Origin of the sequence: Mucilaginibacter sp. (assembly GCF_039935595.1) — a bacterium.
Classification (GTDB): Bacteria; Bacteroidota; Bacteroidia; order Sphingobacteriales; family Sphingobacteriaceae; genus Mucilaginibacter.
The window spans coordinates 1-24,720 of sequence record NZ_JBDTJZ010000171.1; the positions used below are offsets into that span (position 1 = coordinate 1).

Here is a 24,720-nt window from a genome sequence, read left to right on the forward strand (position 1 = left end):
GCCTCAATAATATGTTTAACAATGGCCAGCCCCAGGCCTGACCCGCCAATTTGCCTTGAACGGCTGGTGTCTGTACGGAAAAAGCGTTCAAATAAACGTGGCAAATATTTTTCTTCAATGCCCACGCCATCATCCGTTACTTCTATTAATACCTGATCGTGCAGGTTAAAAAGGCTTATTGCGGTACTACCATTTTCCTTACCATATTTAAAAGCATTATCTATTAGGTTGGTTAATACCTGTGTAATCTTCTCGCGGTCGGCATTTACCCAAATACCTTCATCATACTTTTGTTTAAATATCAATTTAATATTATGCTGCTCAGCCTTCCATTCTGATGCTTCCAACACCTCTTTGATCAGGTCATTGATCTTAAACTTGGTATAATTGATTGGCATCTCGCCCGATTCCAGCTTTGATATTTCATCAAGATCCTTAATAAGATAACTAAGCCTGTCTACATTTTTTTCCGCCTTATCTAAAAACTGCCTTGCCATTTCCTTATCATCAAAATCGTCATCCTGCAATGCTTCAATATACCCTTGTATAGCAAACAGCGGCGTTTTAAATTCATGCGAAATGTTGGATAGAAATTCTCTCCTGAATTTTTCCTGGTTACGTAATCCGTCAATCTCGGTACTTTTCTGCCTGGCCCATTCCTTTACCTCCAGTTCCACATCATTTATTGGGTCAGAGCTAACGTGCTCGCCAAGCGCATCGCGCAGATCCCGGCCAAGCTTTAAGTTATGGATAAGCTTATAAATTAGCTTTATTTTTGAATAGATGTACTTTTCAATCAGGTAATAAAATACGACAAAGCTGGTAACAATGGTAGCACCAAAAGTTATCAGCATATCGGTAAGGTTATGCCTGAAATAGTAGTTTACTGCCGATAGTGTTATGGCAACCGCAGCAGCATTTATTAATACCAGTACCCGTAATTTCATAACGTAAAGATACGAAAATGGTGGGTGGTTAATTAGGTTGAATAAGTTAGTATTAAGTTAAGAATGTATTAAGAAGCACATTACTCACTTAATCAACTATTCATATAACCTACGGCTTGGCCGTATCTATCTCTATGGTAACAGTAACATCATTTGACAACACCAGGCTGCTGCTACCCACGCCAAAATCCATGCGGTTTAATTTAAAGCTGCCTTTAAATGTGCCTGTGTTGCCATTTACTACATAGCTAAATGGAACATCAAAAGCCTTGGTCTTATCTTTCATGGTCACATTAAACTGACCAACGTAGTTGTTACCGCTTTTATGTTTAAAAGAAACAGACTTCATTACAAGCTTAGGGAAACGCGCGACATCAAAAAACTCATCGCTTCTTAAATGCTCATCACGGGTATCATTATCAGTATTTATGCTTTTAACATCCGCTGAGCCTTCGATGGTACTTGTATTTAAATTAGCAGGATCAAACTGGATATTAGCCTGCATGGTGCCTATAGTACCGGTGGTGTTTATACCCAGGTTTTTTATTTGGAAACTAATAAGCGCCCGTGTAATTTTTGTTTGTGCGGCTACTATATTTATTAAAAAAAGTGTAGTGATAATTAGGGCAGCTATTTTTTTCATAATGCGAATAAACATCATAATGGGTAAATAATATATATGTGTGTTATTATTTTTACATATATGACGATAAAAACATCAAAAAGTTAAACAGGTAATGAATTATTGCCATTCGGTATAAAACTGATTCAAATAGGCTTCCATAAACTGGTGGCGTTGCAGGGCCAACTGCCTGCCTGTCGCGGTATTCATTTTATCTTTAAGCAGCAGCAACTTTTCGTAAAAATGGTTAATGGTTGGCGCTGTTGATTTTTTATAAGCCTCCTTGTTCATATTCAAATCGGGCTTAATAGCGGGGTTATAAATTTCCCGACCTTTAAAGCCGCCATAATTAAAAGCGCGGGCAATGCCAATAGCACCAATAGCATCCAGCCTGTCGGCATCCTGCACTATTTGCAGCTCTTTTGAATTAAATGTGGGCTTATCAAATGCTGACTTGAACGACATGTAACGGATTATTTGCTGTACATGCAAAACTATCTCCTTATCAACATCAATGCTTTCCAGGAATTCACCAGCTAAACGTGGCCCAACTTCCTCGTCGCCATTATTAAATTTGCTATCGGCAATATCATGTAATAAAGCAGCAAGCTCAATGGTTAATAAATGGGCACTTTCGGTTTGGGCTATAAGTTTGGCATTGGTCCAAACCCGGTAAATATGCCACCAGTCGTGTCCGCCTTCGGCATTTTTTAGGGTATCCTGTACAAACAGGGTAGTTTTATTAATAATAGTTTCGTGATCCATATTTGCAATATGCTGCAAATATAAGTTTATGCACTTACGCCTACAGCTCTTGACGCTGATAATTCGGCGGGGTTAATGAGGTCGGTAACGTCAAACTCTAAAACTTCGGCTATTTGAAAAAGCCTTTCAACAGTAATTTTGGTATATCCCAACTCAATTTTGCTGTAAGCGTTTTGTGATATGTTCAGTTTAAAAGCCAGGTATTCCTGGGTATAGTTTCTAAACTCTCTTTTATTCCTGATATTCAGAGCAATAGCTTTTATTTTAAACGCCAACGTATTATTCATAACTAAGCAGTTTTTGGGTTACCAGCTATATTTACGAATTTTTGAATAAGATAGTTTTAGTTAGTTTGAAAAAACTGTCTATGGCGCTAAATCATAACTTATTACCACCGCGGGCAATAATGTTGCTTCGTTAAGCGGTATCTGATCGGTAGACATAAAACGCTTTCTGTTTCTATAAAACTCATAGCTGCTTTTTTGCACTTCGGTAGTAGTTATATCCGGCGCGTTAAAACACACAGAGAACGGAATTAAAAAATCATGGAATTTTTCATGGTCAGGTATTATCCACTTACGGGTTGATTTTTTTAGGGCAGCAATGATTGGCGGCGTTAATAAAAGATCATCCGCATAATAAATTACCACTTTTGATATTACGCCCTGTTCATCGGCTGTAAATTTAAAAATGGCCATACCTGTGGCCCTTTTTTTAATAATATCTTTTGAAACCGTAAGGCTATCTTTAAAAAACCGGGTCATGATATCCTTACCCCCCTGAAACGGGAACGCCAGTTGTGCCTGGGCCATACAGCTAACAGAAAAAAGTAGCGTAAAAATGGATAAAAGTATTTTTTTCATTTTCATATTAATAATGAATATCGAATACTGAATGTTGAATATCGAAGTAAATACTTCTACATTATTTATTCAATATTCGGTGTTCGATATTATTCTTCCCTCGGCTCCCTTTTGCTGCCTTCGTACAATTCGTACTCTAATAAGCGGCAGTCAAGCTTGCCATTATAAAATTCAATTTTACGGTTTGCACGCAAACCTATTTTTTTTGCCAGATCAGGGTTGCCGGTAAAAATATAACCCCTGTAACCCAGGCAATTTTTCTTCATAAAATCGCCTATGCGCTTATAAGTTGCTTCCAGTTTGCTATGCACCCCAAGGCGTTCGCCATATTCGGGGTTAAACATAACTACGCCGGGCGCTGTTGGCACCTCCGTATCTGCAAAATCACAAACGCTAAAATCAATTAAATGTTCTACGCCTGCTGTTTTTGCATTTTTTTGAGCGATGTCAACAGCATCGGCAGAGAGGTCAGTCGCTATAATTTTAAAGCCGATTTCTTTTTTGGCTTTATCCTTTAATAACCTGCGCTCGTTAAAAAACACTTGTTCGTCATAACCCATAATATGCATAAAGCCATAGTTCATCCTAAACAGGCCGGGATGTTTATCAGTAGCCAGCAACGCGGCTTCAATAGCAAGCGTGCCCGAGCCACACATCGGGTTAATAAATGTGCTGTTTCTGTCCCAATGGGTAGCCATAATGGTTGATGTGGCCAGTGCCTCAAGCATAGGGGCCTTGCCCGGTATTTTACGATAACTGTGTTTGGCCAAAGTTTCGCCCGATGTATCTAAAAATATTTCGGCCTTATCATCCTGCCAGTAAAGGTGCACAACGGTTTTATTACCATCCGAGCCTGAGTTGGGGCGGATACCTTTGACAGATTTAATACGGTCAACAATAGCGTCCTTAACTTTTACATTAGCAAACAGCGGCGTTAAAATATGTTCATTATTAACATTTGATGTTACCGAAAAATAGCCGGAAAAATCAATGAGCTGCTCCCATTCAATTTGTACCAGGTTGTCGTAAAGTTCCTTTGGATCATTGGCGGTAAAGCCTTTTAACAGATATAATACCTGGCTTGCACAGCGCAGGTTTAAATTAAGGGCTATGGTATCAGTAACGGTGCCCTGCAGCTCAACCCCGGTTTGAAATACGCGTGTGGGTTCGTACCCCAACTCTTCAACTTCTTGTTGCAAGTATGGCGACAGCCTTTTATTGCAGGTTATTATTATTTTACTTTCGGTTTGGAAAACTGACATGCTGGTGGTATTCAACTACTATAATGGTAGTATATGGATAAGTAAATATGTTACTTTAAATAATAAAGTAATGGCTGCAAAAATAGAATATAAAAGGCAAACGCACAATTTATGTAAAATTACCCGCCCTGATTAATAGTTAATAAGCTACAGTATTCCTTTATACTACTCAAAATAGCTATATTAAATGCAGTGCTTGTAGTCAAATATTTATTTTATATAATGTACAGGTGTGTTATTAATATTTCGACAAATAAAAAACTTATTATTTCATTAAGGGCACAATATTATCATTTAACGAACAATATATTACGCTTGTCGACATTTTAATAAAATATTCTCGCATTTTTATATTAAAAAAGGCATTACAAGTGCTATAACTTACTAAAGTATAAAAACCGTCTTACCATAACAGCAAAGGGCATAATTGCCCTAAACCTGTAAAATACTACAAACCGATAATATTTAACACGGCACTTGCTTTGCAGTTATAGTGTAGAATGAAAATTTTTATAAAAAACATGGTAAGCATACGCTGCCAAATGATTGTGGACCTGGAATTAGAAAAGCTTGATTTACATTGTACACAATTAGAAATGGGAACAGCAGATATACGTGAGGTTGTTTCCAACGGACAAATCGCACAAATAAGAATTGCATTGCTTCAATTAGGATTAGAATTGATAGATAATAAAAAAAGCATCCTGATCGAAAAAATAAAAGCTGTTGTTATTGAAATGGTTCATTATTCGGGCAGTCAATTAAAAATGAATTTTTCAAATTATTTAAGTGAAAAATTAAACTTTGATTACACCTACCTGGCTAATATATTTTCTGAAGATCAGGGAATTACTATTGAACATTTTATTATCCAAAATAAAATACAACGCATCAAAGAGCTTATTGGATATAATGAGCTTAACCTTACCCAAATTTCATGGATGCTTCACTATAGCAGTGTGGCACACCTATCTACCCAGTTTAAAAAAGTAACGGGTATTACCCCCTCGCACTTTAAACAATTGGAACACAAAAGCCTTATCGCGCTTTAATGTGTGAATCATATAACTTTTTAAAATAATAGTGTAACATCCGGCCCTCCTGTTAGGGCTACGTTTGTATTGTCCTAAATTCTGTTTAAACAGATAAGTCGGCATTTACCTATTATTAATAACGTTTATTATGAACAAAAAAATTACCTCCACTATTAACAGCGCACAAGTGCATAGAAATAGGGGCACCTCAAGAATTTCAAGAATCATTGGATCACTAATTTTACTACTGCTTTTTTTTACAGTAAGCTGCAAAAAAGATTTGTTTAAACCTGTTCAGGGTCTTTGTCCGGTTGTGGCTACCGACCCTATGGATAAAGCGGTAGATGTTGCGCTTAACAAAGTGATATCAGCCACTTTTAATACAGACATGGATGCTGCATCCATCAACAAAACAACATTTACCATCAAACAAGGAGCAACAGTTATTTCGGGAACGGTTAGCGCGACACCTAACGCCGCGGTATATACGTTTACGCCTGATGTACCCCTGTCTCCATTTTTAGTATATACAGGCACTATTACCACCGGCGCTTATGATAAGTTTAAAACAGCACTGGTTAATGATTATGTGTGGACATTTACAACTATCCCACAAGTAACTTTAACATCAATCCCTGCAATTGGCGGCACAACCGCCGGGGGCGGAACATTTGCGCAGGGTGCGGCAGTAACCGTAACAGCCACACCAGCAACGGGCTACTCGTTTACCAACTGGACGGTTGGCGGAACAGAAGTTTCTAAAAGCACAAGTTATCCATTTACAATGGCAGGTAATAAAGCATTGGTAGCCAACTTTACGTTAATACCTGTAGGGCAATTTTCGGTAACATTAACTTCAAACCCTGCACAAGGCGGAACAAATACCGGGTCAGGACCTTATAATCCGGGCTCATTTGTAACAGTAACCGCAACCCCAAGTGCGGGTTATTCATTTGTTAACTGGACAGAAAATGGAGCTCCGGTATCTACCAGTTCAAGTTATTCATTCACATTAACCGGCAACAGGACACTGGTAGCAAACTATAGCACTGTTGCGGCAGGCATGTTTGCTGTATCACTTTCCTCCAACCCCGTGGCAGGCGGTACTACAAACGGTTCCGGATCATTTGCTTCCGGGTCTTCAGTAACCGTTACAGCCACGCCAAATGTGGGCTATACATTTACCAACTGGACAGAAAACGGTTTAATAGTTTCAACAAGTACGCCGTATACGTTTGCTTTAACGGCTAACAGAAACCTGATAGCTAACTTTACAGCAGTTGTTGCATTAGGCCCTGGCGCTATAGATTTTGGCGGTGCAGGCATCTACACTATATTAACTAAATCGGGTATATCAACTACCGGCGTTACATCGGTTGGTGGAAACATCGGGGTTAGCCCCGCTGCTGCTACCGCCATAACCGGATTTGGCTTAATAATGAATACAGGCGGTCAATCATCACATACGCCTATCGTAACGGGTAGTGTTTTTGCTGCCGATTATGCAGCCCCAACACCGGGAAACCTTACAGTTGCTGTTAACAACATGGAAACAGCCTACACCACAGCCAACGGACTGGTAACTCCGGCCCCTGTTGTTGATTTGGGTGCAGGTAATGTTAGCGGGTTAACCTTACCTCCGGGCTTGTATAAATGGAACACAGGATTGTTAATTGGCGCTTCGGGGGTTACACTTGCAGGTGGCCCAAATGATACCTGGGTTTTACAGATAGCACAAGACCTAACGGTGGCCAACAGCGCTAAGATCAACCTGATTGGTGGCGCACAAGCCAAAAATATTACTTGGGTAGTAGCCGGCCAGGCAGTCCTTGGTACTAATGTTAATTTCAACGGTAATATCTTGAGTAAAACATTGATATCATTAAATACCGGCACAACGGTAATAGGCAGATTGTTAGCGCAAACAGCGGTAACGCTTAATGCCAGTACCGTTATTTTACCATAATCAATTTATATGACCAGCCTGCTCTTGTAACGAGAATAGGCTGGTTTAAAACAATAATTTAAAAAGGAGACATCATATGTTACTCATCAATAAAATAAAAAAGTTACTTGCGCTATCATTAATACTAATTAGTGCACATATAACGGTGCAGGCTCAAATAATACAACCTACCTGGTGGTTTGGCTTGTCGGGCGCTGCAAATGCAAATTTTTATGACGGCACCACGCAAACGCTAAACAGCGGGTTAGTTGCGCCAACAGCCTTGCATAAAGGCTTTGGTGTACGTCCATACGGATCAATACTAATGGAATACCGCCCCGCAAGTGTATGGGGTGCTATGCTTAATGTAGGTTACGATGGCAGCGGCGGAAAGTTTAATGAAGTAATTGCACCCTGTAATTGCCCAACCAATTTAAAAACGGATCTAAGTTACGCGGTAATTGAACCCAGTGTTAGGCTTAATATGGGCAAAAGCAGTATTTACCTTTTTGCTGGCCCAAGTGTATCATTTAACTTGACAAAGAATTTTACATACACCCAGCTTAAACAACCTGATACCCGGTCAGAATTTAACAACGTTCAAAATACACTTTTCTCCGGGCAGGTTGGTTTAGGGGCTGATATTAAAACATCATCGCCTACAAACCTTAACCAGGTAAGTATATCGCCGTTTGTTTCCTTTCATCCATACTTTGGCCGCGAACCACGCAGTATTGAAAGCTGGTCAATTACCACCGTAAGAGCAGGTATCGCCATAAAATTTGGCAAAGCGCATAAAGCAGCGCAAGTTACCGTAGCCACGCCACCGTTAGTAATTCCTGAACGCGAAATAGGTTTTGCCGTACGTGCACCAAAAGAAGTGCCGTTAAAACGCCAGGTAAGCGAAACACTCCCTTTACTTAATTCTGTATTTTTTGACGATGCATCAGTTAACATTCCAAACAGGTATGTATTGCTTACAAAAGATCAGGCTTCCGGCTTTAGCGAAAGTTCATTGCAAAAAGAATCAACAGAAAATATGACCGGCCGTTCGGCACGCCAATTAAACGTGTATCATAATGTTCTTAATATTATAGGCGATCGTATGCGGGCTAACCCGGGCACAACTATATTATTAACCGGAGCTTCACCAAACCTTACAGATGGTAAAGCTTTTGCCGAATCTGTTAAGCAATACCTGGTTACCATTTTTGGGATTGATGGCTCAAGAATAACTACGGATGCTCGTAAAAAACCAATGCATCCGTCTGAGCAGCCGGGAGGCGACAAGGAACTTGTATTGCTACGTGCTGAAGATACCCGTGTTGATATAACCAGCACCTCGCCCGAGTTGTTGTTAGAAGTAGGTGGTGATATGATGAAGCCGGTACAATTTACAGCTACACAGTTTGACCCATTAGACAGCCATGTAATATTTAATGTTGATGGTGGAAAAGAAGTGTTGAGCTCGTGGATGATCAATACTACCGATGCTTACGGTGTAGTACAACATTTTGGGCCATTTACCGGCGATATGCAAAGTGTACCAGGTGCAGCTATATTGGGCAATAATCCAACCGGCGATTATAAAGTTACTTTAATTGGCACCACCAAAAAAGGAAATACTATTCAAAAAGAAAGCACGGTACATTTAGTGCGTAATGATGATAAAGTATTAAAAGGCCTGCGTTATAGTATTGTTTTTGACTTTGACAGGTCAAGATCTATTGAATCTTATAACAAATTCTTATCTGAAACAGTGGCTCCGTTAATTGCAGACGGATCAACGGTTATTATTCATGGACACACCGACATTATAGGTGAGCCGGCTTATAACCAAACCTTATCAAACGACAGGGCACTGCAAACCCAAAAAATGATAGAACAAGCATTAAATAGTTCAGGTAAAAAGAACGTTAAGTTTGAAACATCAGGTTTTGGCGAAGACACTGCCCAGGCACCGTTTGACAACAACCTGCCCGAAGAGCGTTTTTATAACAGAACAGTAATTATAGATATTATATTAAACTAAAAATAACTCTTTTAAAGTTTTAGCAAAAGCCACCCTTTACGGGTGGCTTTTTGTTTTGCGATAAATTACCCGATGTGGAAAACTTCACTAAAATTGGGGAATTAATGATATAAATAAATCCTATTTTCATTTCTTATCTATTAACTTTACATTTTAATTTTTAATGCTATGGATATTAAAGGCAAAGTACATGAAGTGGCCCCAACACAACAGGTTACAGATTCGCTTAAAAAAAGGGAACTGATAGTTGAGTATGTGGAGAACCCCCAATACCCTGAATACTTAAAGTTTGAAGCGATACAGGACCGCTGCAATTTACTGGATAACGTAAAGGTTGGCGACGACGTAGAGGTTTTCTTTAACCTAAGAGGCCGCCCATGGACTGACAAGACCGGTAAAAAAAGTTATTTTAACTCCATGCAGTTATGGAAGATAAATATATTGAGCGGCGCAGCCAACAATACAACCCCCGAATATGCCCCGCCAGCTGATATCAGCTCGGCAGCAGAGGATGACGATCTGCCGTTTTAAGTAAAATTTCTTGCAAAAGAAACATAATGAAAACCCCGCTTGCCGGGGTTTTTGTGTTTGTTAGCCATCAGCGGTAAAGCAGTAATTTTATCAGCAAAAAAGGACAATTTGCATGGTTAACACCTTTTTTTATTAAATAATTGATTATTAATAAGTTAACTAAAAAATTCGCCTAAATGTGTTAAGTTGTGTTAACCCTCCAAAAAATCATTGTGGTGATAACACAGGCAACGGATTTAAAGTAAGCTTAAGTATGTTAAAAATTGTTAAAAGAAATCCGGATAGCTTTATTTAAAATATTTTTGTACTTGCAAAACTATAGTCTGTTAAAAATGCAGTTTTGAGATAATAATTTTAGGCAATTGAAAAAAAGAAGCATAAGCATTATTATAGGTTTGATGACGTTTGCGTTATTAGGCGTAGTGGCTATGCAATTATATTTTTTAACACAATCGTATGATCTGCAATCAAAACTATTTGACCGCTCGGTTAATGAGGCGCTTAATACCGTTGTTACAAAACTGGCCAAACAAGACCATATTAACTTTTTAAACCGCAAAGCCGAGCATGTACTAAAACAGCAGGGCAATAGTAATGATTCGGTACAGGTTAAAGTTGAGCCAACGCTGCGCGAACACCACTTGGCAGCCCTTCGCGATAGTTTAAAAAGCCTTCATAATGAGCTGTCTGATTTTGATCAATCAGGCTCTCTTAATTTACAAGTACAAATTGTTCAGTATACAAATGCTTTTGGGCAGATTGAAACAAAATATATTCCGGAACTGGTAGACAATCCAAAAAGGGCACTGCTAAATAAGCAGGGTAAAATAAACAAATACGATACAATTTCAAAAGTACCTTACTATGATCCGTTGTATGGCAAACAGGTATATGTTCAAAAACAAATAAACCCTTTATGGCTACAGGAACAAATGCGCAAAAAGAAAGAAAGACAACTTGCGCAGGTTAAAAAAATGCTTGCAGCAGATTCTCTTCAAAATTTAGCAAGCAGTGGCCAGGCCGAGCAGGAAAACTTATATGAGGAGTACCAAAAATCAGGAGAGCCCTTAAAGAACCGGATAAGCCCTTTTTGGATAGACTCGCTTTTGACCTATGAATTACATAACCGGGGTATTGATTTGCGGTTCAGCTATGTGGTTACTACCTCGGGCGATTCATTAATATATGCAAAAAGTGATAACCCCTACAACAAAAAACCCATATACGTAGATGTAAATAATTACCAAACCCCAATTTTTAACAAGGAAGTAATTAACGACCCGGGCCTGCTTAAACTTTCATTCCCCGAAAAAAGTTCATGGATATTGGGTAGCATGCGAGCTACTATGGCTACCACAGCAGGCTTACTATTTGTGTTAGTGTTTTGTTTTGGATATACCATATTCTCCATTATCAGGCAGAAAAAAATAGCTGAAATGAAAACCGACTTTATCAATAACATGACCCACGAATTTAAAACACCGGTATCAACTATAATGATAGCCAGCGAAGCGTTAAAGGATGATGAAATTGTTAATGATAAGGCACGTATATCAAGGCTGGCCAATATAATCTATGAAGAAAACGAGCGTCTGGGCAGCCATATAGAAAGGGTATTAAACGTTGCCCGCATTGATAAAAATGATTTTAAACTGGATAATAAACCGGTTGATATTAATGAAATGGTTAGCGTTGTGTTAGATAGTATGGCGCTAAAGTTGCAAAAATCAAACACTGAAGTAGTTTTAAACCTTGATGCAGAGAACGCCGTTATCAATGCAGATGAACTGCATTTTTCAAATGTGCTTTACAACTTAATTGATAATGCTATAAAATACAGCCAAAGCACCCCACATATAACAATTAGTACTTTTAACAAAAGCGGCCATATTGTTATAAAGGTAGCCGATAAGGGCATAGGTATGGGCCGCGACCAGCAAGCAAAAATATTTGAGCAGTTTTACCGTATACCAACAGGTAACCTGCATGATGTTAAGGGCTTTGGCTTAGGATTAAGCTACGTAAACACCATAGTAAAAAGGCTTAACGGCACAATTGCCGTACGGTCTGAAAAAGATAAAGGCTCTGAATTTGAGATCAAGTTTTCAGTCGCTTAATATCAACATTGCCATAAACCAATACTTAAACCTGCAGTTATGAAAAAAATATTACTGGTTGAAGATGATCCTAACCTGGGTTTATTACTGCAAGATTACCTGCAGCTAAAAGGTAAGTTTGAGGTAGTATTATGTGTAGATGGCGATGAGGGCCTGCGCGCTTTTACCAAACAAAGCTATGACCTGCTGATACTGGATGTAATGATGCCTAAAAAAGATGGCTTTACTTTAGGCAAAGAAATAAGAAAGATAAACGACCATGTACCTATTATTTTTGCCACGGCCAAAGCAATGATAGAGGATAAAACCCAGGCGTTTAACCTTGGGGGAGACGATTATATTACCAAACCCTTCCGCATTGAAGAATTATTACTACGCATAAACGCACTGCTTAAACGCACCGAAGGATCTGAAAAGAAGGCCGATGAAATGCAAACCCACTTTAAAATTGGGAAATATGAATTTGATTATTCGGCACAAATTATTATTATAGGCAGCCTACAGCAAAAACTATCAACCAAAGAAGCCGAATTACTACGCCTGCTTTGCCTGCATAAAAACGAAGTGCTGACCCGCGAAGAAGCCCTGCTAAACATATGGCATGACGATAATTACTTTAATGGCCGCAGCATGGATGTGTTTTTAAGCAAAATACGCAAGTACTTAAAAGACGATCCCAATGTGGAGATAGTTAACGTACACGGCAGGGGGTATAAGTTGCTGATAAATTAACGCAAAAGCTATTGCTTTATCCTTTTATCAAAAACAAACGGCATAGATGTTACCAGTTTTATCTTTTTAAAATCATTATGCTCCGGGTTTAAAAGGTAATTAAACTCCTCCTCAATAATAGATGAAGGCACTTTTAATATGGCCGAACTTTTATCCTCTATCCAATCGTCTCCCATTTTTTGAGTTACGGCCATTTGTTCATAATCTGTCCAGTTGGCGGGCAGATCCGCCAGGGCGATAGCTTTTATTTTAACCGTTTCGGGGCAATCAATAGTTAATACATTAAATAATTGATTTAACCCAGTTTGACTGCGGTGCACTACATTTTCAAGGCAGGCTAATGACCGTGATGAGGTAGCGTAAACCATTTTCACATCATTACTGTTCCACCGCGCAGCCCGGCCTGACGCAAATAACCCATGTGCAAACTTATTAATACATATACGGTAAACCAACATGCCTAAGCTAACGCGCCGTATTCAATTCTAATTAGTTCCTCTTCAATAAGCTGCATACCCGTAATGGTATCCATTAAGGTAAAAGGCAACTGATTGCCCAAACCATAAGCCGGCGCATGGAGCCATTGATGAAAATTATTAGCCGAACCAAAAAGCGCGGTACCTCTATCATACAATGCAAATGATTTAAGCAGCTTTTCGCTTAGGGCAGCATCCAGGTTTAGCTTACGTATAACATGGTTTTGTATAGTTTTTACCGTTGTTTTAAAAGTTTCCTGGAACTCATTTTGGGTAAAACCTGATAGCGAAAGAAAATCCAAAGCGGCTTTAGCACTTAAACCCTTTTTAGCATTATTTAATAAGCTGATAGTATTACTGTAAAACGGCTGATAATTATATATCACCTCGGCTTCAGCAAGCATGCTTACCGTAGTGTTTTCGGGATATGCAATTGGTTTTTTTATATTTTTTTTATCTGCCATACCCAAATATAGAAATTTTTCTTTAAAAAAAAGAATTTTTTCCAGCTATGCTAAATTTATTTTTTCATGCTGATAAGGTATCTCCACATTTAAAAAACCCCTCTGTTTTAAGGTTTTGCTAAAATGTTGCTGTACCTCATATTCGCCGTGTACCAAAAATATCTTTTTAACTTTATCAGGGTCCTGGCATGATAAGAAATGTAACAAGTCCTCATAATCGCCGTGTGCGCTCATTGATTTGATAGACCGCACCTCGGCATTAACATCATATTTTTCGCCAAAAATAGATACTTCCTTATCGCCCCTAAGTAAATGCCCGCCTAATGAATTTGGTTCGCAATAACCTACAATTAAAATAGTGGTTTTTTGATTATTAATGTTGTTTTTTATATGATGTTTCACCCTTCCTGCTTCGGCCATACCTGATGATGATATAATAACGCATGGCCGCTGGTCGCTATTTAATGCAATTGATTCCTCGGTTGATTGTACAAAGCGCAACCCCTTAAAAGCAAATGGGTCAGCGTCAACTTTCAAAATCTCGTTAACTGATTTATTATAAACTTCAGGATGATCTTTTAATATTTGAGTAGCCTTTTCAGACAAAGGACTGTCAACATAATAAGCCAGGTCAGGCAATACACCCCGCAACTCCAGCGCGTTTAAAGCATATAATAGTTCCTGCGTGCGGCCCACACTAAACGCCGGAATAATAACCTTGCCCTTTTTAATTAAGCAGGTTTGTTTTATTACTTCAAGTAACTCATCCCCAATAGGTGCCAGTTCTTTATGCAGCGAGTCGCCGTAAGTAGATTCTAACAAAATATAATCAGCCTGCGGAAAACTTTGAGGGTTTTTTAACAGCATGTCTCCATAACGGCCAACATCGCCGCTAAAAGTTATACGGGTTTCTTTTCCATCCTCCAGTATCGCTAAATGTACTGCCGCACTACCCAATATATGCCCGGCATCTGTAAAGTGAAATTTAACCCGCGGCGTAATGGCATATTCCTGATGGTATTCAACAATTTTAAATAACCGCAGTGAATCCATAGCCTGCTCATCATTATATAAAGGTGATAAAAGCGGCATTCCGTTTTTTTGCCGGTGCTTGTTACTGTATTCAACGTCCTGCATTTGTATCTTGGCCGAGTCAAGCATCAATATCCGCGCAAGGTCCATAGTGGCCGATGTGCAAAAAATTTGCCCGTTAAAGCCCTGAGCCACCAATCGTGGTATAAGGCCGCAATGGTCAATATGCGCATGCGATAATATTAAATAATCTAATTTTTTAGGATTAAAGCCAAAATGATCATTCAACTCGTCTGTATGCTCGCCCATACCCTGAAACATTCCGCAATCCAATAAAATACTGGTACCATCGTTTAATTGTAGTAAATGTTTGCTGCCGGTTACATTACGCGCGGCACCATGAAAAGTTATATTCATTTAGTAGATTTGTATAAATAAAGCCTTATAATTGGTTTAAAGTTTTAAATTATAAATAATAGTTGACAATCTCATTTTTAACTAATAAATTCGTTTGGTTAATTCGAATAACACAATAAACAAACCATGAAAATTAAAGAACTGACACGCGCCGAAGAACAATTAATGCAAATACTATGGCAATTAAAAAAAGGCTTCGTGAAAAATGTAATGGAGCAATTGCCCGAGCCTAAACCGGCATACAACACCGTATCCACCATTATCAGGATATTAGAAACAAAAGGCTTTGTAGCACATAACGCTTTTGGCAAAAGCCACGAGTATTATCCGGTTATAAGCAAGGAAGAGTATCAAAATTTTGCAACAGACAAGCTGATGAATGGTTATTTTGACAACTCGGTTAAGCACATGTTTTCCTACTTTGTAAAAAAGGAGAAAATTGATCTTAAAGAGGCTGATGAGATTATGAAATTGATTGAAAAGTTAAAAAATAAATAAGATAAAATGGGCTGGTGGCACTATTTATTACTGGTAAACTTTTACCTGGTTTTATTTTTTGTGTTCTATGCTCTGTTTTTGCGCAGAGAAACCTTTTTTCAACTTAACAGAATATACCTTGTTGTAGCTTCCCTACTTTCATTTTTTATACCATTAATACAATCAAGCTGGGTAAAAAGCCTGTTTATTACCCGGCAGGTACAATATGTTATATACAGCAAATCTGTAATAATTTATAAAATTAAACCGGTAGAGCGCATTTTAAACCTCGGCAATATATTAGAGGTGCTGTATATACTGGTTGTGCTTTGTTTAATCCTCAGGTTATTTTGGCAGCTAATTGTATTAAAACAAGCAATTGAAAAACCACAACCATCAACAGCCTATTCGTTTTTTAAGAAAATAAGCCTGGGCAACAACTTATCGCACGCAGATATAATTGCCGAGCACGAACAAGTGCATGCCACCCAACTGCATACTGTTGATGTTTTAATAATTGAGATTGTAATGATAATAAACTGGTTTAACCCGGTGGTTTATCTTTACCGATTTGCTATTAAATATATTCACGAATTTATTGCCGATAGGGAGGTGCTTGAATCAGGTACAGATAAAGCCGATTATGCCCTGCTATTACTTAGCCAAACTTTTGATACGTCTTCTCATGGCTTAACCAGCAATTTTTATAATAATAGTTTGTTAAAAGAGCGTATTATCATGCTTCAAAAAAACAAATCAAAACGTATTGCTTTGGCTAAGTATGGCCTTTCTGTTCCATTGTTTATTTTAATGCTCATACTTTCGTCGGCAAGCGTTATTAATAGCAAAACTATAGCTGTTATTAATAAAACAGCCGGCGATGTACTTTCAACCCCTGCTTCCACACAGGCAATAGAAAGTAAATTGGAACTCCATAATTTATCTGCTTCATTAAAACTTTTAACTAAACAGGAAATTGTATCAGCCGCCGAAGATACTTACACCGATCAAAATCGCGATGACCTGCAATTAACCGCCGTAAGCAATAACCTCTCGGCTATCACAAATAGTGAAAATACTGGCGCCCCGGTTGTTTTTGTCCCTGTTGAGAGGCAGCCCGAGTTTCCGGGAGGGATTGATAAATTTTACGAAATTTTACGGAACAACCTTCATTACCCCGACGAGATGCGAAAAAGCCATATAGAAGGAAAAGTTTTTATTCAGTTTACGGTTGAAGAAGACGGATCAGTAACCGGGCTTAAAACATTAAGGGCCCCCGGGTATGGTTCGGTAGAAGAAACCAGGCGGGTTATGTCATCATTACCTAAATGGATACCCGGCTATCAAAACGGCCATGCAGTATGTGTTTTATACACCCTCCCCATTGAATTTAAATTGGTAAATACCAACCCCGCAGATAGCACAAGCGCGCGTACTTTTACAATTAGTAATAATACCGAGGATATTGCTGCCGCTTTAAAAAAACAATCAAATAACCCAATTTTGGCTATATTGTCAAAAGTCCGAAACTCTGTCAGTCGCAATATCACTACTCCTTAATAAGCGCATCCACTCAGTACCTTTTCCTGGATAAAAGAAAATTTCTAAAAAATTAGAAAAAAACTAAAAAATTAGTTGCAATTGTCGTTTTAAAGTTTTAATTTCATATATAATTTTAAACCAACCTATTATGACTACAATTAACTTATTAAAACGCAGGGCGTTTTTAACATTCGGCTTATTTTTAATTGCCATGGCTACACTGCTATCACCAGCGTTAGCTCAATCACCAAGTCTTGCCCCACCGCAGCTAAAAGATGCAGCGCCATCAAAAGATGGCATATATAATGTTGTCGAAAAACTGCCTACCTTTCCGGGTGGTTTGAATGAATTTGGTGCATTTTTAAAACAAAACATCAAATATCCGGCAGCAGACAAGGAAAAACACATTTCCGGAAAAGTTTTTGCCCAATTTGTTGTAGAGCGTGATGGTAGTTTAAGCAATATTACAATAATGCGCAGCCCAACAGATGCTATGGCAAAAGAAGCTGTACGGGTTTTGAGTTCATCGCCTAAATGGATACCGGCCACGCAAAAAGGCGAAACGGTAAGAGTACGGTATACGCTACCTATAAATTTTGATCCATCAAAAACATAGTAATATAGTAATATGGAGATCAAAGAGCTTACACGCGCCGAAGAGCAGTTGATGCAGATATTATGGCAACTAAAAAAGGGCTTTGTAAAGGATGTTATGGCATACCTGCCCGAACCAAAGCCTGCCTATAATACTGTATCAACCTTTATAAGGATATTGGAGGCCAAAGGGTTTGTTAGCTATAACATTAAAGGTAAAAGCCATGAGTACTATCCCATAGTTAGTAAAGAGCAGTACAAAAGCTTTGCTGCGGATAAACTAATGAGTGGTTATTTTGATAACTCAGTAAAACGCATGCTTTCATTTTTTGTAAAAAAAGAAAAAATTGACATGCACGAAGCAGATGAGATAATTGAACTTATTGAAAAACTTAAAAAGAAATAAATTATGGGCTGGTGGCATTATTTACTACTGGTAAATTTTTACCTCGTTTTATTTTTCGGGTTTTATGCCCTGCTATTGCGCAACGAAACCTTTTTTCAGCTTAACCGCATTTATTTAATTGGTGCGGCATTGTTATCATTTTTTATACCGTTAATACAGGCAAGCTGGGTAAAAAATTTATTTATAACCCAGCAGGTGCAACATACCTTATACAGCACTTATAATGCCCCAATAATGGTATATGGTTATACCTTTAAACCTGTTGACAAATTATTTACGCTGGGCCAGGCGTTTAGCTACTTATACGTACTAATAGCATTGCTTTTAATTATAAAGCTACTATGGCAATTGGTTGTATTAAAAAATGAAATAAGAAAACCCGATCCATCAATAGCCTATTCGTTTTTTAAAAAAATTAGTGTGGGCAACAACCTTTCAAACCCTGGTATAATCAATGAGCACGAACAGGTACACGCCCGCCAGTGGCATACTATTGATGTATTGATAATTGAAATAGTTGCTATAATTAACTGGTTTAACCCCATTGTTTACCTGTACCGTTTTGCTATTAAATATGTACATGAGTTTATTGCCGACAGGCAGGTAACCGAGGCAGGAACTGACAAAGCGGACTATGCCTTACTGCTGTTAAGCCAGACTTTTGATATACCTAACCATTATTTAGCAAGTAATTTTTATAATCATAGCTTATTAAAACAGCGTATAATTATGCTGCAAAAAAACCGGTCAAACCGTATTGCATTGGCAAAATATGGATTATCGGTACCCTTATTTGTGCTTATGCTTATTTTATCGTCAGCTACAATAAATAATAGCCATACCATTAAAACAATAAGTGCCAAAGCCGAAGAATTGCTTTTAAGTCCTATATCAGCATCGGCGGCGATGTTAACCAGCCCCGAAGTATTACCACCACCAGAGGTTAAACCAGACCGACCCCAACTTCACCGTACATCATCTGATTTTGATAGGGACCTGGCTGAAGCCGAAGCCGCGAGTGAAGCTGTTGATCAGTTACCGGAAACAATAGATACCGCCAACAAAAAAAAATTCCAGATAGTTGAAGTAGTGCCACGTTTTCCGGGAGGCGCTGATAAATTTTCGCAATTTTTAGCCGCTAATTTAAGGTATCCCTCAACAGACAAAGACCATAATACACCAGGCAACGTTACCCTGCAATTTGTTGTGGAGGCTGATGGCAGCCTCAGCCATATTCAGGCCACACGGTCGCCATCCGTGGCCATGTCCGAAGAGGCTATAAGGGTTTTAAATTCTTCGCCCAAATGGTTGCCCGTGATACAAAACGGACATCCGGTTAGGGCCATGTACACCATACCTATTAGTTTTAAACTTAACAGCAACGAGCCTGCTAACACAGGCAACCCATTAAATTTATTAAATAATGGTATGGTGGATATCAATAAGGCATTGATAATTATAGATGGGGTGGAGGCTGTTAATATAAAAAGCGTTAAGCCCGAAAATATAGCCGGCGTACAAATACTTAAACCACAAATTGCTATGGAAAAATATGGCACCAAGGGCGTAAACGGCGTTGTATTAATAACCACATCTGATAATGAAAAAACGGCGTTGCTGCAGGCAAAAACAAACTAAGCATACCTAAACCTTTTCATTGTTTGTTTAAACTTACCGAGCTTAAAAACTCCGTAAGTTTTTTTTATATTGTTTATATTCATATAGTTATATTATATTTAATAAATAATATAACTATTATGAACTGGAAACTCATTTTCCAATTATCAGTATTTGGATTAATCATGGCGGTTGCTACCATATCATTGATATCTCAAAATATCGAACCCATTTTTTGGTTGGTAATATTAATTATAAGTGCATGGGTAATTGCTAAAGCCGCTCCCCGTAAATATTTTTTACACGGCTTTTTGGTATGCCTTGTTAATTGTTTGTGGATCATAGCGGCCCATGTCCTGTTTTATAACACCTACATAGTTCATCATCCGGCAATGCAAAATCTAAATAACGTTATGCCTGCGGGTATGGCTACCCATCCCAGGCTTATTATGGCCATAACCGGCCCTGTATTTGGTATTTTATCGGGTTTGGTACTGGGTATTTTTGCGTTAATAGCATCAAAAATTATTAAAAAAGCATAATTTAACACACTATCTTTTATATAAATTGCTAATTTTGGGTCGTTATACGCATTAATAAGCAGCACAAGATGAAACCCTTTATTTCAACAACATTTTACGGAGTTATAAATTATGTATGCGCGATATCATTTATCGCCTCGCCATGGTTATTCGGATTTTCAAATTTAGGCGGAGCCGCTTTTTTCATGCCTATGCTTATAGGCTGGCTGCAATTAATTATGGCCATTTTTAGTGATAACCCTTTGGGTTTTATAAAAGTATTCCCTATGCAAATGCACAATTGCCTTGATGTGCTTACCGGATCGTTCCTGTTATCATTACCATGGATATATAAATTTTCGGGCGACGTTTGGCTGCCTCATTTTATATTTGGTGCCGTACTTTGTATAAATGGCATTTTTGTACACCAATCACCATTTTTAACACGTGCAACTCCAAGCCTCCCCGAAGCCGGCATAACATCAGTTGATGCCCACGAAGGCAGGTTAAATCATTAATAAAATATAGTTAACAAAAAAGCCGGTATGAAATTAATTTCATACCGGCTTTTTTGTGCAGAAGAAATTTAACGCTATTATTAAAATACCTCGTTAAGGCCTAAAAACAAACCGCTCGATCCGTATACTCCACGCCCATAATCAATACAAAGGCATGAGCGGCTGTACTTATTAAACAGAAGCCTTAACCCAACACCGCCGCCCGGTTCTACATATTGAAATAGGCTAACATCACGGCGCGCATTACTGGCTGTTTGCGCATTGGCAAATGCAACACCCGAAAATAATTTGTTTTTTGTAATAGGAAAGCGATACTCCAACTCATTATAAAAAAAGTTGGCGCCTTTAAACCGGCCAACAGTATATGCCCTGCCCAACCTACCTGTAGCATCGCTGCCCGTACCTACAAGTTCAAGATACGGTATTGATCCATCCAGCAAATAACTGCCCCAAAGCCAGTAGGCCAAAATATGTTCAGGGTTTTTCTTTGACAGGCTCCAGTACTTTCTTACTTCGGTTTTAAGCTGGCTTGCATATTGGTTACTACCCATCCAGGGTTCGTTAAAACGTAATACAAGGTCAATATACAAACCATGGTAGGGGCGGTTAATATGGTCGCGTGTATTGTATTCAACATTAAATAAAAGCCCATTGGCTTTATAGCCATCAGTTGGATAGCCATTTATTACGCTATACCTATAGTTATGCGTACCTAAATTGGGGCCTATCAGTCGTTCATCGTCTATATTGTTATAAAAATTAAAAATTACGCCCGCCCCGGCATATACATTTTTTACTACCTCTTTATAAATTCGTTCATTAAATTTAACATATGAAAAAGCTATAGGAAAAACATCGGAGTTATTTTGTAAGGAGAAACCGTTAATTGCAAAACTGCCTTCGCCAGTTGTAGGCCGGCCAGTGCCAATACCATAGTCAAGCGCAACAGTTGTCCCCATCTGAAATGAACCCTGTAGGTTAAACTTGTCATGATTGGTAAACAAATTGTTTTTAAATTCAAAATTTGATAACCCAAAAGTTGATGTATAAGCATTAGCATTAAATACGGAGAAGGTGGTTGTTTTAGGATCGCCAAAGATTTTGCCCCCGGTTGATGTAACGCCAACAGAAAAACCCACGCTTGGATTATAACCGGCCGATGGCAATATTGAAAAGGTTGAGTGCTTTTTTTTAACGGTATCTATAGGGGTGCCTCTTTTTTTAGTAAATATGCTTTTTATAACATCAATGGCATCAGTTTGCCTGTTCAATACCTCAGGCGGATCTTGCTTATCTTGTGCAAATAAACTCCCTGAACTTAAAATTACTATATATGCCACTAAGGCATATTTTCCAACTACACGGTTAATCAATTTTTTTAAAAATAAGTCACCGCAATATAATTGTATTGAATTGTAATTTCAAGGTCATTAAACAAAAAAGTTGACTAAACTTTAATGATTTAACGTTGTCTTAAAATAACAATACTAATGTTATGAATATATTAAGAATATACTGGCAATATTTTTTTGGCAACCCTGATAAAATTTTTTTACAGGTTTGTGCAGCTGAGATATATTAAGGTTGGGAGTGGTTGATTAAGTGAAGGTGGTATCCATATAACTATTTAACCACTCCCCTAATCAACTACTCACTTAATCAACCATTATTCAATAACTGATACTTTAAGCATATTGGTTTTGCCGTGGTTTACAATAGGTACTGCGGCGGTATTTATAACCACATCACCTGTACCTATTAGGTTTTCGGCTTTAAGCATGTTGTTCACATCGCTTATAGTTTGATCTGTACTCTCCAGTTTATCGTAATAAAATGTACGTACGCCCCAAAGCAGGCTAAGCGCATTAAGCAGATGTTTGTTTGACGTAAAAATAAATGTACGCGCCTTTGGCCTGTAACTAGATATTTCAAAAGCCGTATAGCCAGAGGTAGTCATGGACACTATGCCTACCGCGTTGGTATGATCAGCCAGATAAACTGCTGATTCGCATACGGCATTGCTTAAATAACCAGGAGTGCCCGCATCACTTACTTGGGCTCCTTTATTGGCATTAAACGGATAACCCAATTCTTCAACATTACGAACAATTTTGGCCATAGTTTCAATAACTATCAGCGGAAACTCGCCCACCGATGTTTCGCCGCTAAGCATTACGGCGTCAGCACCATCTAATACGGAGTTAGCTACGTCGTTCACTTCCGCACGGGTTGGGCGCGGCGTGGTTATCATTGACTCCAGCATTTGTGTAGCCACAATAACCGGTTTTGATGCTGCACGGCATTTGCGGGCAATCATTTTTTGCAATAACGGCACTTCTTCCAGCGGCATCTCAACGCCCAGGTCGCCACGGGCCACCATTATACCATCAGTAGCCTCAATAATGGCGTCAATATTATCAATAGCTTCGGGCTTTTCAATTTTTGCTATTACTTTGGCAGCTTTATTACGTGCAGTTATAATCTGTTTAAGTTCGGTTATATCATCTGCATTACGCACAAACGAAAGGCCTATCCAGTCAACATCACAATCTAAGGCAAAATGCAGGTGTACAAGGTCCTCTTCAGTTAAACTAGGGATAGACACTTTGGTATTAGGTAGGTTAACACCCTTGCGCGAGGTTAATATACCGCCATGCACTACCTCGCAAACCACCATATCAATTTTATTGGTCTCTAAAACCCGCATTTGTATTTTACCGTCATCCAGCAAAATAATCTCGTTGGCCTGTACGTCCTGCGGAAAAGTGTCATAGGTAATATATATTTGGTTATCGTCGCCAATGCACTCGTGGGTAGTAATATTTATATGTGTACCATTAATCAAATGTATACCGCCATCTTTAACCAGGCCTATACGTATTTTAGGCCCTTGCAGGTCGGCCAGTATAGCTACATTAGTTTTATACTGCTCATTTATCTCGCGTATGGTATCAATTACTTTTTTATGATCTTCTGTGCGCCCATGCGAAAAATTAAGCCGGCACACGTTAACGCCAGCCCTTATCATGGCTAATAATGTATCCTTTGGAGCTGATGCCGGCCCCATGGTGGCAACTATCTTAGTTCGGTTGTAAGGTAAATTCATAATATCGGTTGTATTTATTGTACAATAGCACATAGTGTGTATAATACACATAAAAATTTGCGCTAAAATAACAGATTTTCGCGTGATTTTACTTTTTTAGGATCAATCTTTACTGCCGCAACAATTTCGGGAATTTTATTTAGCCCCGCAACTAAGGTATCAAGCTCATTATCATCAATATAGTTTTTGATCATTAAAAAATAATCAGCTTTTTTTATTTCGGGGATAAGATAGCCCTCGGTGCCTTTATTGGCAATAAAATAAAAATCGGTATCGCTGTCTTCCCATTTATAATTATAAATAGAAAAATAAACGGGTGCCGCCCCGGGAGAAATATCTACAGCCAAATCGGCATTTTTAGCCAAATTAAAATTTAAACACTTGTTAATTAAATAACAAATACGGTAATCTTTTAGCGAGGTTGTAACTGCAATAAGTACAAAATCCAGTTCAATCTCAAATTTTAAAAATTTCCTGTTCAAAATCATTACATTTACGCCGTTGTAAAAATACAAATTGAAACCTTTTCAAATAAAAAATTGTTACTCACCTATCTAAAAAGTTTTAGATTTGATATTTGATAGATTTTATTTTTCTTTGCACTGAATTATTAATCATTAAACTATAATACTATGTCTGATATCGCTTCAAGAGTAAAAGCTATTATCGTAGAAAAATTGGGTGTTGACGAAAGTGAAGT

25 protein-coding genes are annotated in these 24,720 nt (G+C 38.3%); 13 read left to right on the top strand and 12 right to left on the bottom strand.

Annotation, left to right across the window (positions count from 1 at the left end):
• The 6 genes from ABI367_RS11890 to ABI367_RS11915 form a co-directional block, all read right to left on the bottom strand.
• The coding region (locus ABI367_RS11890) for a sensor histidine kinase (protein ID WP_462230219.1) at positions 1 to 947 on the bottom strand (947 nt) is incomplete at its 3' end.
• 109 nt (positions 948 to 1,056) lie between these two features.
• Positions 1,057 to 1,590, bottom strand: coding sequence for a YceI family protein (locus tag ABI367_RS11895; protein WP_462230221.1), 534 nt, complete (start codon positions 1,588 to 1,590; stop codon positions 1,057 to 1,059).
• Positions 1,591 to 1,689: 99 nt separating this feature from the next.
• On the bottom strand, positions 1,690 to 2,334 hold the full coding sequence (locus ABI367_RS11900; protein ID WP_462230223.1) for an HD domain-containing protein: 645 nt from the start codon (positions 2,332 to 2,334) through the stop codon (positions 1,690 to 1,692).
• A gap of 26 nt (positions 2,335 to 2,360) precedes the next feature.
• Positions 2,361 to 2,621 (bottom strand): helix-turn-helix domain-containing protein, encoded by a 261-nt coding sequence (locus ABI367_RS11905; protein ID WP_462230225.1) that lies wholly within the window; start codon positions 2,619 to 2,621, stop codon positions 2,361 to 2,363.
• A 78-nt stretch (positions 2,622 to 2,699) separates the two neighbouring features.
• Positions 2,700 to 3,197 carry a hypothetical protein gene (locus ABI367_RS11910; protein WP_462230227.1) on the bottom strand — a complete coding sequence of 166 codons (498 nt, stop codon included), beginning with the start codon at positions 3,195 to 3,197 and terminating at the stop codon, positions 2,700 to 2,702.
• A gap of 89 nt (positions 3,198 to 3,286) precedes the next feature.
• Entirely contained in the window at positions 3,287 to 4,459 is a 1,173-nt protein-coding gene (locus ABI367_RS11915) for a THUMP domain-containing class I SAM-dependent RNA methyltransferase (protein ID WP_462230229.1), read from the bottom strand.
• 500 nt (positions 4,460 to 4,959) lie between these two features.
• Here ABI367_RS11915 and ABI367_RS11920 point away from each other — a divergent pair, with 500 nt between their 5' ends.
• From ABI367_RS11920 to ABI367_RS11945, 6 genes are all read left to right on the top strand, one after another.
• The gene (locus ABI367_RS11920) at positions 4,960 to 5,511 is read left to right on the top strand and encodes a helix-turn-helix domain-containing protein (RefSeq protein ID WP_462230231.1); all 552 of its coding nucleotides are present in this window, start codon (positions 4,960 to 4,962) and stop codon (positions 5,509 to 5,511) included.
• Positions 5,512 to 5,641: 130 nt separating this feature from the next.
• Complete coding sequence (locus tag ABI367_RS11925) at positions 5,642 to 7,459, top strand: ice-binding family protein (RefSeq protein ID WP_462230233.1); 1,818 nt, start codon at positions 5,642 to 5,644, stop codon at positions 7,457 to 7,459.
• A gap of 76 nt (positions 7,460 to 7,535) precedes the next feature.
• Complete coding sequence (locus ABI367_RS11930) at positions 7,536 to 9,470, top strand: OmpA family protein (protein ID WP_462230235.1); 1,935 nt, start codon at positions 7,536 to 7,538, stop codon at positions 9,468 to 9,470.
• Positions 9,471 to 9,638: 168 nt separating this feature from the next.
• Positions 9,639 to 10,001 (top strand): DUF3127 domain-containing protein, encoded by a 363-nt coding sequence (locus ABI367_RS11935; protein WP_462230237.1) that lies wholly within the window; start codon positions 9,639 to 9,641, stop codon positions 9,999 to 10,001.
• A gap of 362 nt (positions 10,002 to 10,363) precedes the next feature.
• Complete coding sequence (locus tag ABI367_RS11940) at positions 10,364 to 12,118, top strand: sensor histidine kinase (RefSeq protein ID WP_462230239.1); 1,755 nt, start codon at positions 10,364 to 10,366, stop codon at positions 12,116 to 12,118.
• A gap of 39 nt (positions 12,119 to 12,157) precedes the next feature.
• The gene (locus tag ABI367_RS11945; RefSeq protein WP_462230241.1) at positions 12,158 to 12,850 is read left to right on the top strand and encodes a response regulator transcription factor; all 693 of its coding nucleotides are present in this window, start codon (positions 12,158 to 12,160) and stop codon (positions 12,848 to 12,850) included.
• A gap of 8 nt (positions 12,851 to 12,858) precedes the next feature.
• Here ABI367_RS11945 and ABI367_RS11950 read toward each other — a convergent pair whose 3' ends face one another.
• From ABI367_RS11950 to ABI367_RS11960, 3 genes are read right to left on the bottom strand one after another with little or no spacing between them, the layout of a single operon-like run.
• Positions 12,859 to 13,308: an RES family NAD+ phosphorylase gene (locus tag ABI367_RS11950; RefSeq protein ID WP_462230243.1), complete on the bottom strand. Its 450-nt coding sequence runs from the start codon at positions 13,306 to 13,308 to the stop codon at positions 12,859 to 12,861.
• A gap of 2 nt (positions 13,309 to 13,310) precedes the next feature.
• On the bottom strand, positions 13,311 to 13,790 hold the full coding sequence (parS, locus tag ABI367_RS11955; protein ID WP_462230245.1) for a type II RES/Xre toxin-antitoxin system antitoxin: 480 nt from the start codon (positions 13,788 to 13,790) through the stop codon (positions 13,311 to 13,313).
• Between the two features lie 45 nt (positions 13,791 to 13,835).
• Entirely contained in the window at positions 13,836 to 15,239 is a 1,404-nt protein-coding gene (locus tag ABI367_RS11960; RefSeq protein WP_462230247.1) for an MBL fold metallo-hydrolase RNA specificity domain-containing protein, read from the bottom strand.
• A 126-nt stretch (positions 15,240 to 15,365) separates the two neighbouring features.
• Here ABI367_RS11960 and ABI367_RS11965 point away from each other — a divergent pair, with 126 nt between their 5' ends.
• The 7 genes from ABI367_RS11965 to ABI367_RS11995 all read left to right on the top strand — a co-directional run bounded on the left by ABI367_RS11965 (position 15,366) and on the right by ABI367_RS11995 (position 20,914).
• Positions 15,366 to 15,737, top strand: coding sequence for a BlaI/MecI/CopY family transcriptional regulator (locus ABI367_RS11965; protein WP_462230249.1), 372 nt, complete (start codon positions 15,366 to 15,368; stop codon positions 15,735 to 15,737).
• A gap of 6 nt (positions 15,738 to 15,743) precedes the next feature.
• Positions 15,744 to 17,276 (top strand): TonB family protein, encoded by a 1,533-nt coding sequence (locus ABI367_RS11970; protein ID WP_462230251.1) that lies wholly within the window; start codon positions 15,744 to 15,746, stop codon positions 17,274 to 17,276.
• Positions 17,277 to 17,406: 130 nt separating this feature from the next.
• The gene (locus ABI367_RS11975) at positions 17,407 to 17,874 is read left to right on the top strand and encodes an energy transducer TonB (RefSeq protein WP_462230253.1); all 468 of its coding nucleotides are present in this window, start codon (positions 17,407 to 17,409) and stop codon (positions 17,872 to 17,874) included.
• 12 nt (positions 17,875 to 17,886) lie between these two features.
• Positions 17,887 to 18,258 carry a BlaI/MecI/CopY family transcriptional regulator gene (locus ABI367_RS11980; protein ID WP_462230255.1) on the top strand — a complete coding sequence of 124 codons (372 nt, stop codon included), beginning with the start codon at positions 17,887 to 17,889 and terminating at the stop codon, positions 18,256 to 18,258.
• A gap of 3 nt (positions 18,259 to 18,261) precedes the next feature.
• Positions 18,262 to 19,896, top strand: a complete 1,635-nt coding sequence (locus tag ABI367_RS11985) for an energy transducer TonB (RefSeq protein ID WP_462230257.1) — start codon at positions 18,262 to 18,264, stop codon at positions 19,894 to 19,896.
• Positions 19,897 to 20,015: 119 nt separating this feature from the next.
• Entirely contained in the window at positions 20,016 to 20,417 is a 402-nt protein-coding gene (locus ABI367_RS11990) for a hypothetical protein (RefSeq protein WP_462230259.1), read from the top strand.
• 68 nt (positions 20,418 to 20,485) lie between these two features.
• On the top strand, positions 20,486 to 20,914 hold the full coding sequence (locus tag ABI367_RS11995) for an SPW repeat domain-containing protein (protein ID WP_462230261.1): 429 nt from the start codon (positions 20,486 to 20,488) through the stop codon (positions 20,912 to 20,914).
• A gap of 80 nt (positions 20,915 to 20,994) precedes the next feature.
• On the opposite strand, the gene ABI367_RS12000 is transcribed toward ABI367_RS11995, so the two are convergent.
• From ABI367_RS12000 to ABI367_RS12010, 3 genes are all read right to left on the bottom strand, one after another.
• Entirely contained in the window at positions 20,995 to 22,254 is a 1,260-nt protein-coding gene (locus tag ABI367_RS12000; RefSeq protein ID WP_462230263.1) for a BamA/TamA family outer membrane protein, read from the bottom strand.
• A 326-nt stretch (positions 22,255 to 22,580) separates the two neighbouring features.
• Positions 22,581 to 24,020, bottom strand: coding sequence for a pyruvate kinase (gene pyk / locus ABI367_RS12005; protein WP_462230265.1), 1,440 nt, complete (start codon positions 24,018 to 24,020; stop codon positions 22,581 to 22,583).
• Between the two features lie 62 nt (positions 24,021 to 24,082).
• On the bottom strand, positions 24,083 to 24,502 hold the full coding sequence (locus ABI367_RS12010) for an IPExxxVDY family protein (protein ID WP_462230267.1): 420 nt from the start codon (positions 24,500 to 24,502) through the stop codon (positions 24,083 to 24,085).
• Between the last annotated feature and the right edge of the window lie 218 nt (positions 24,503 to 24,720).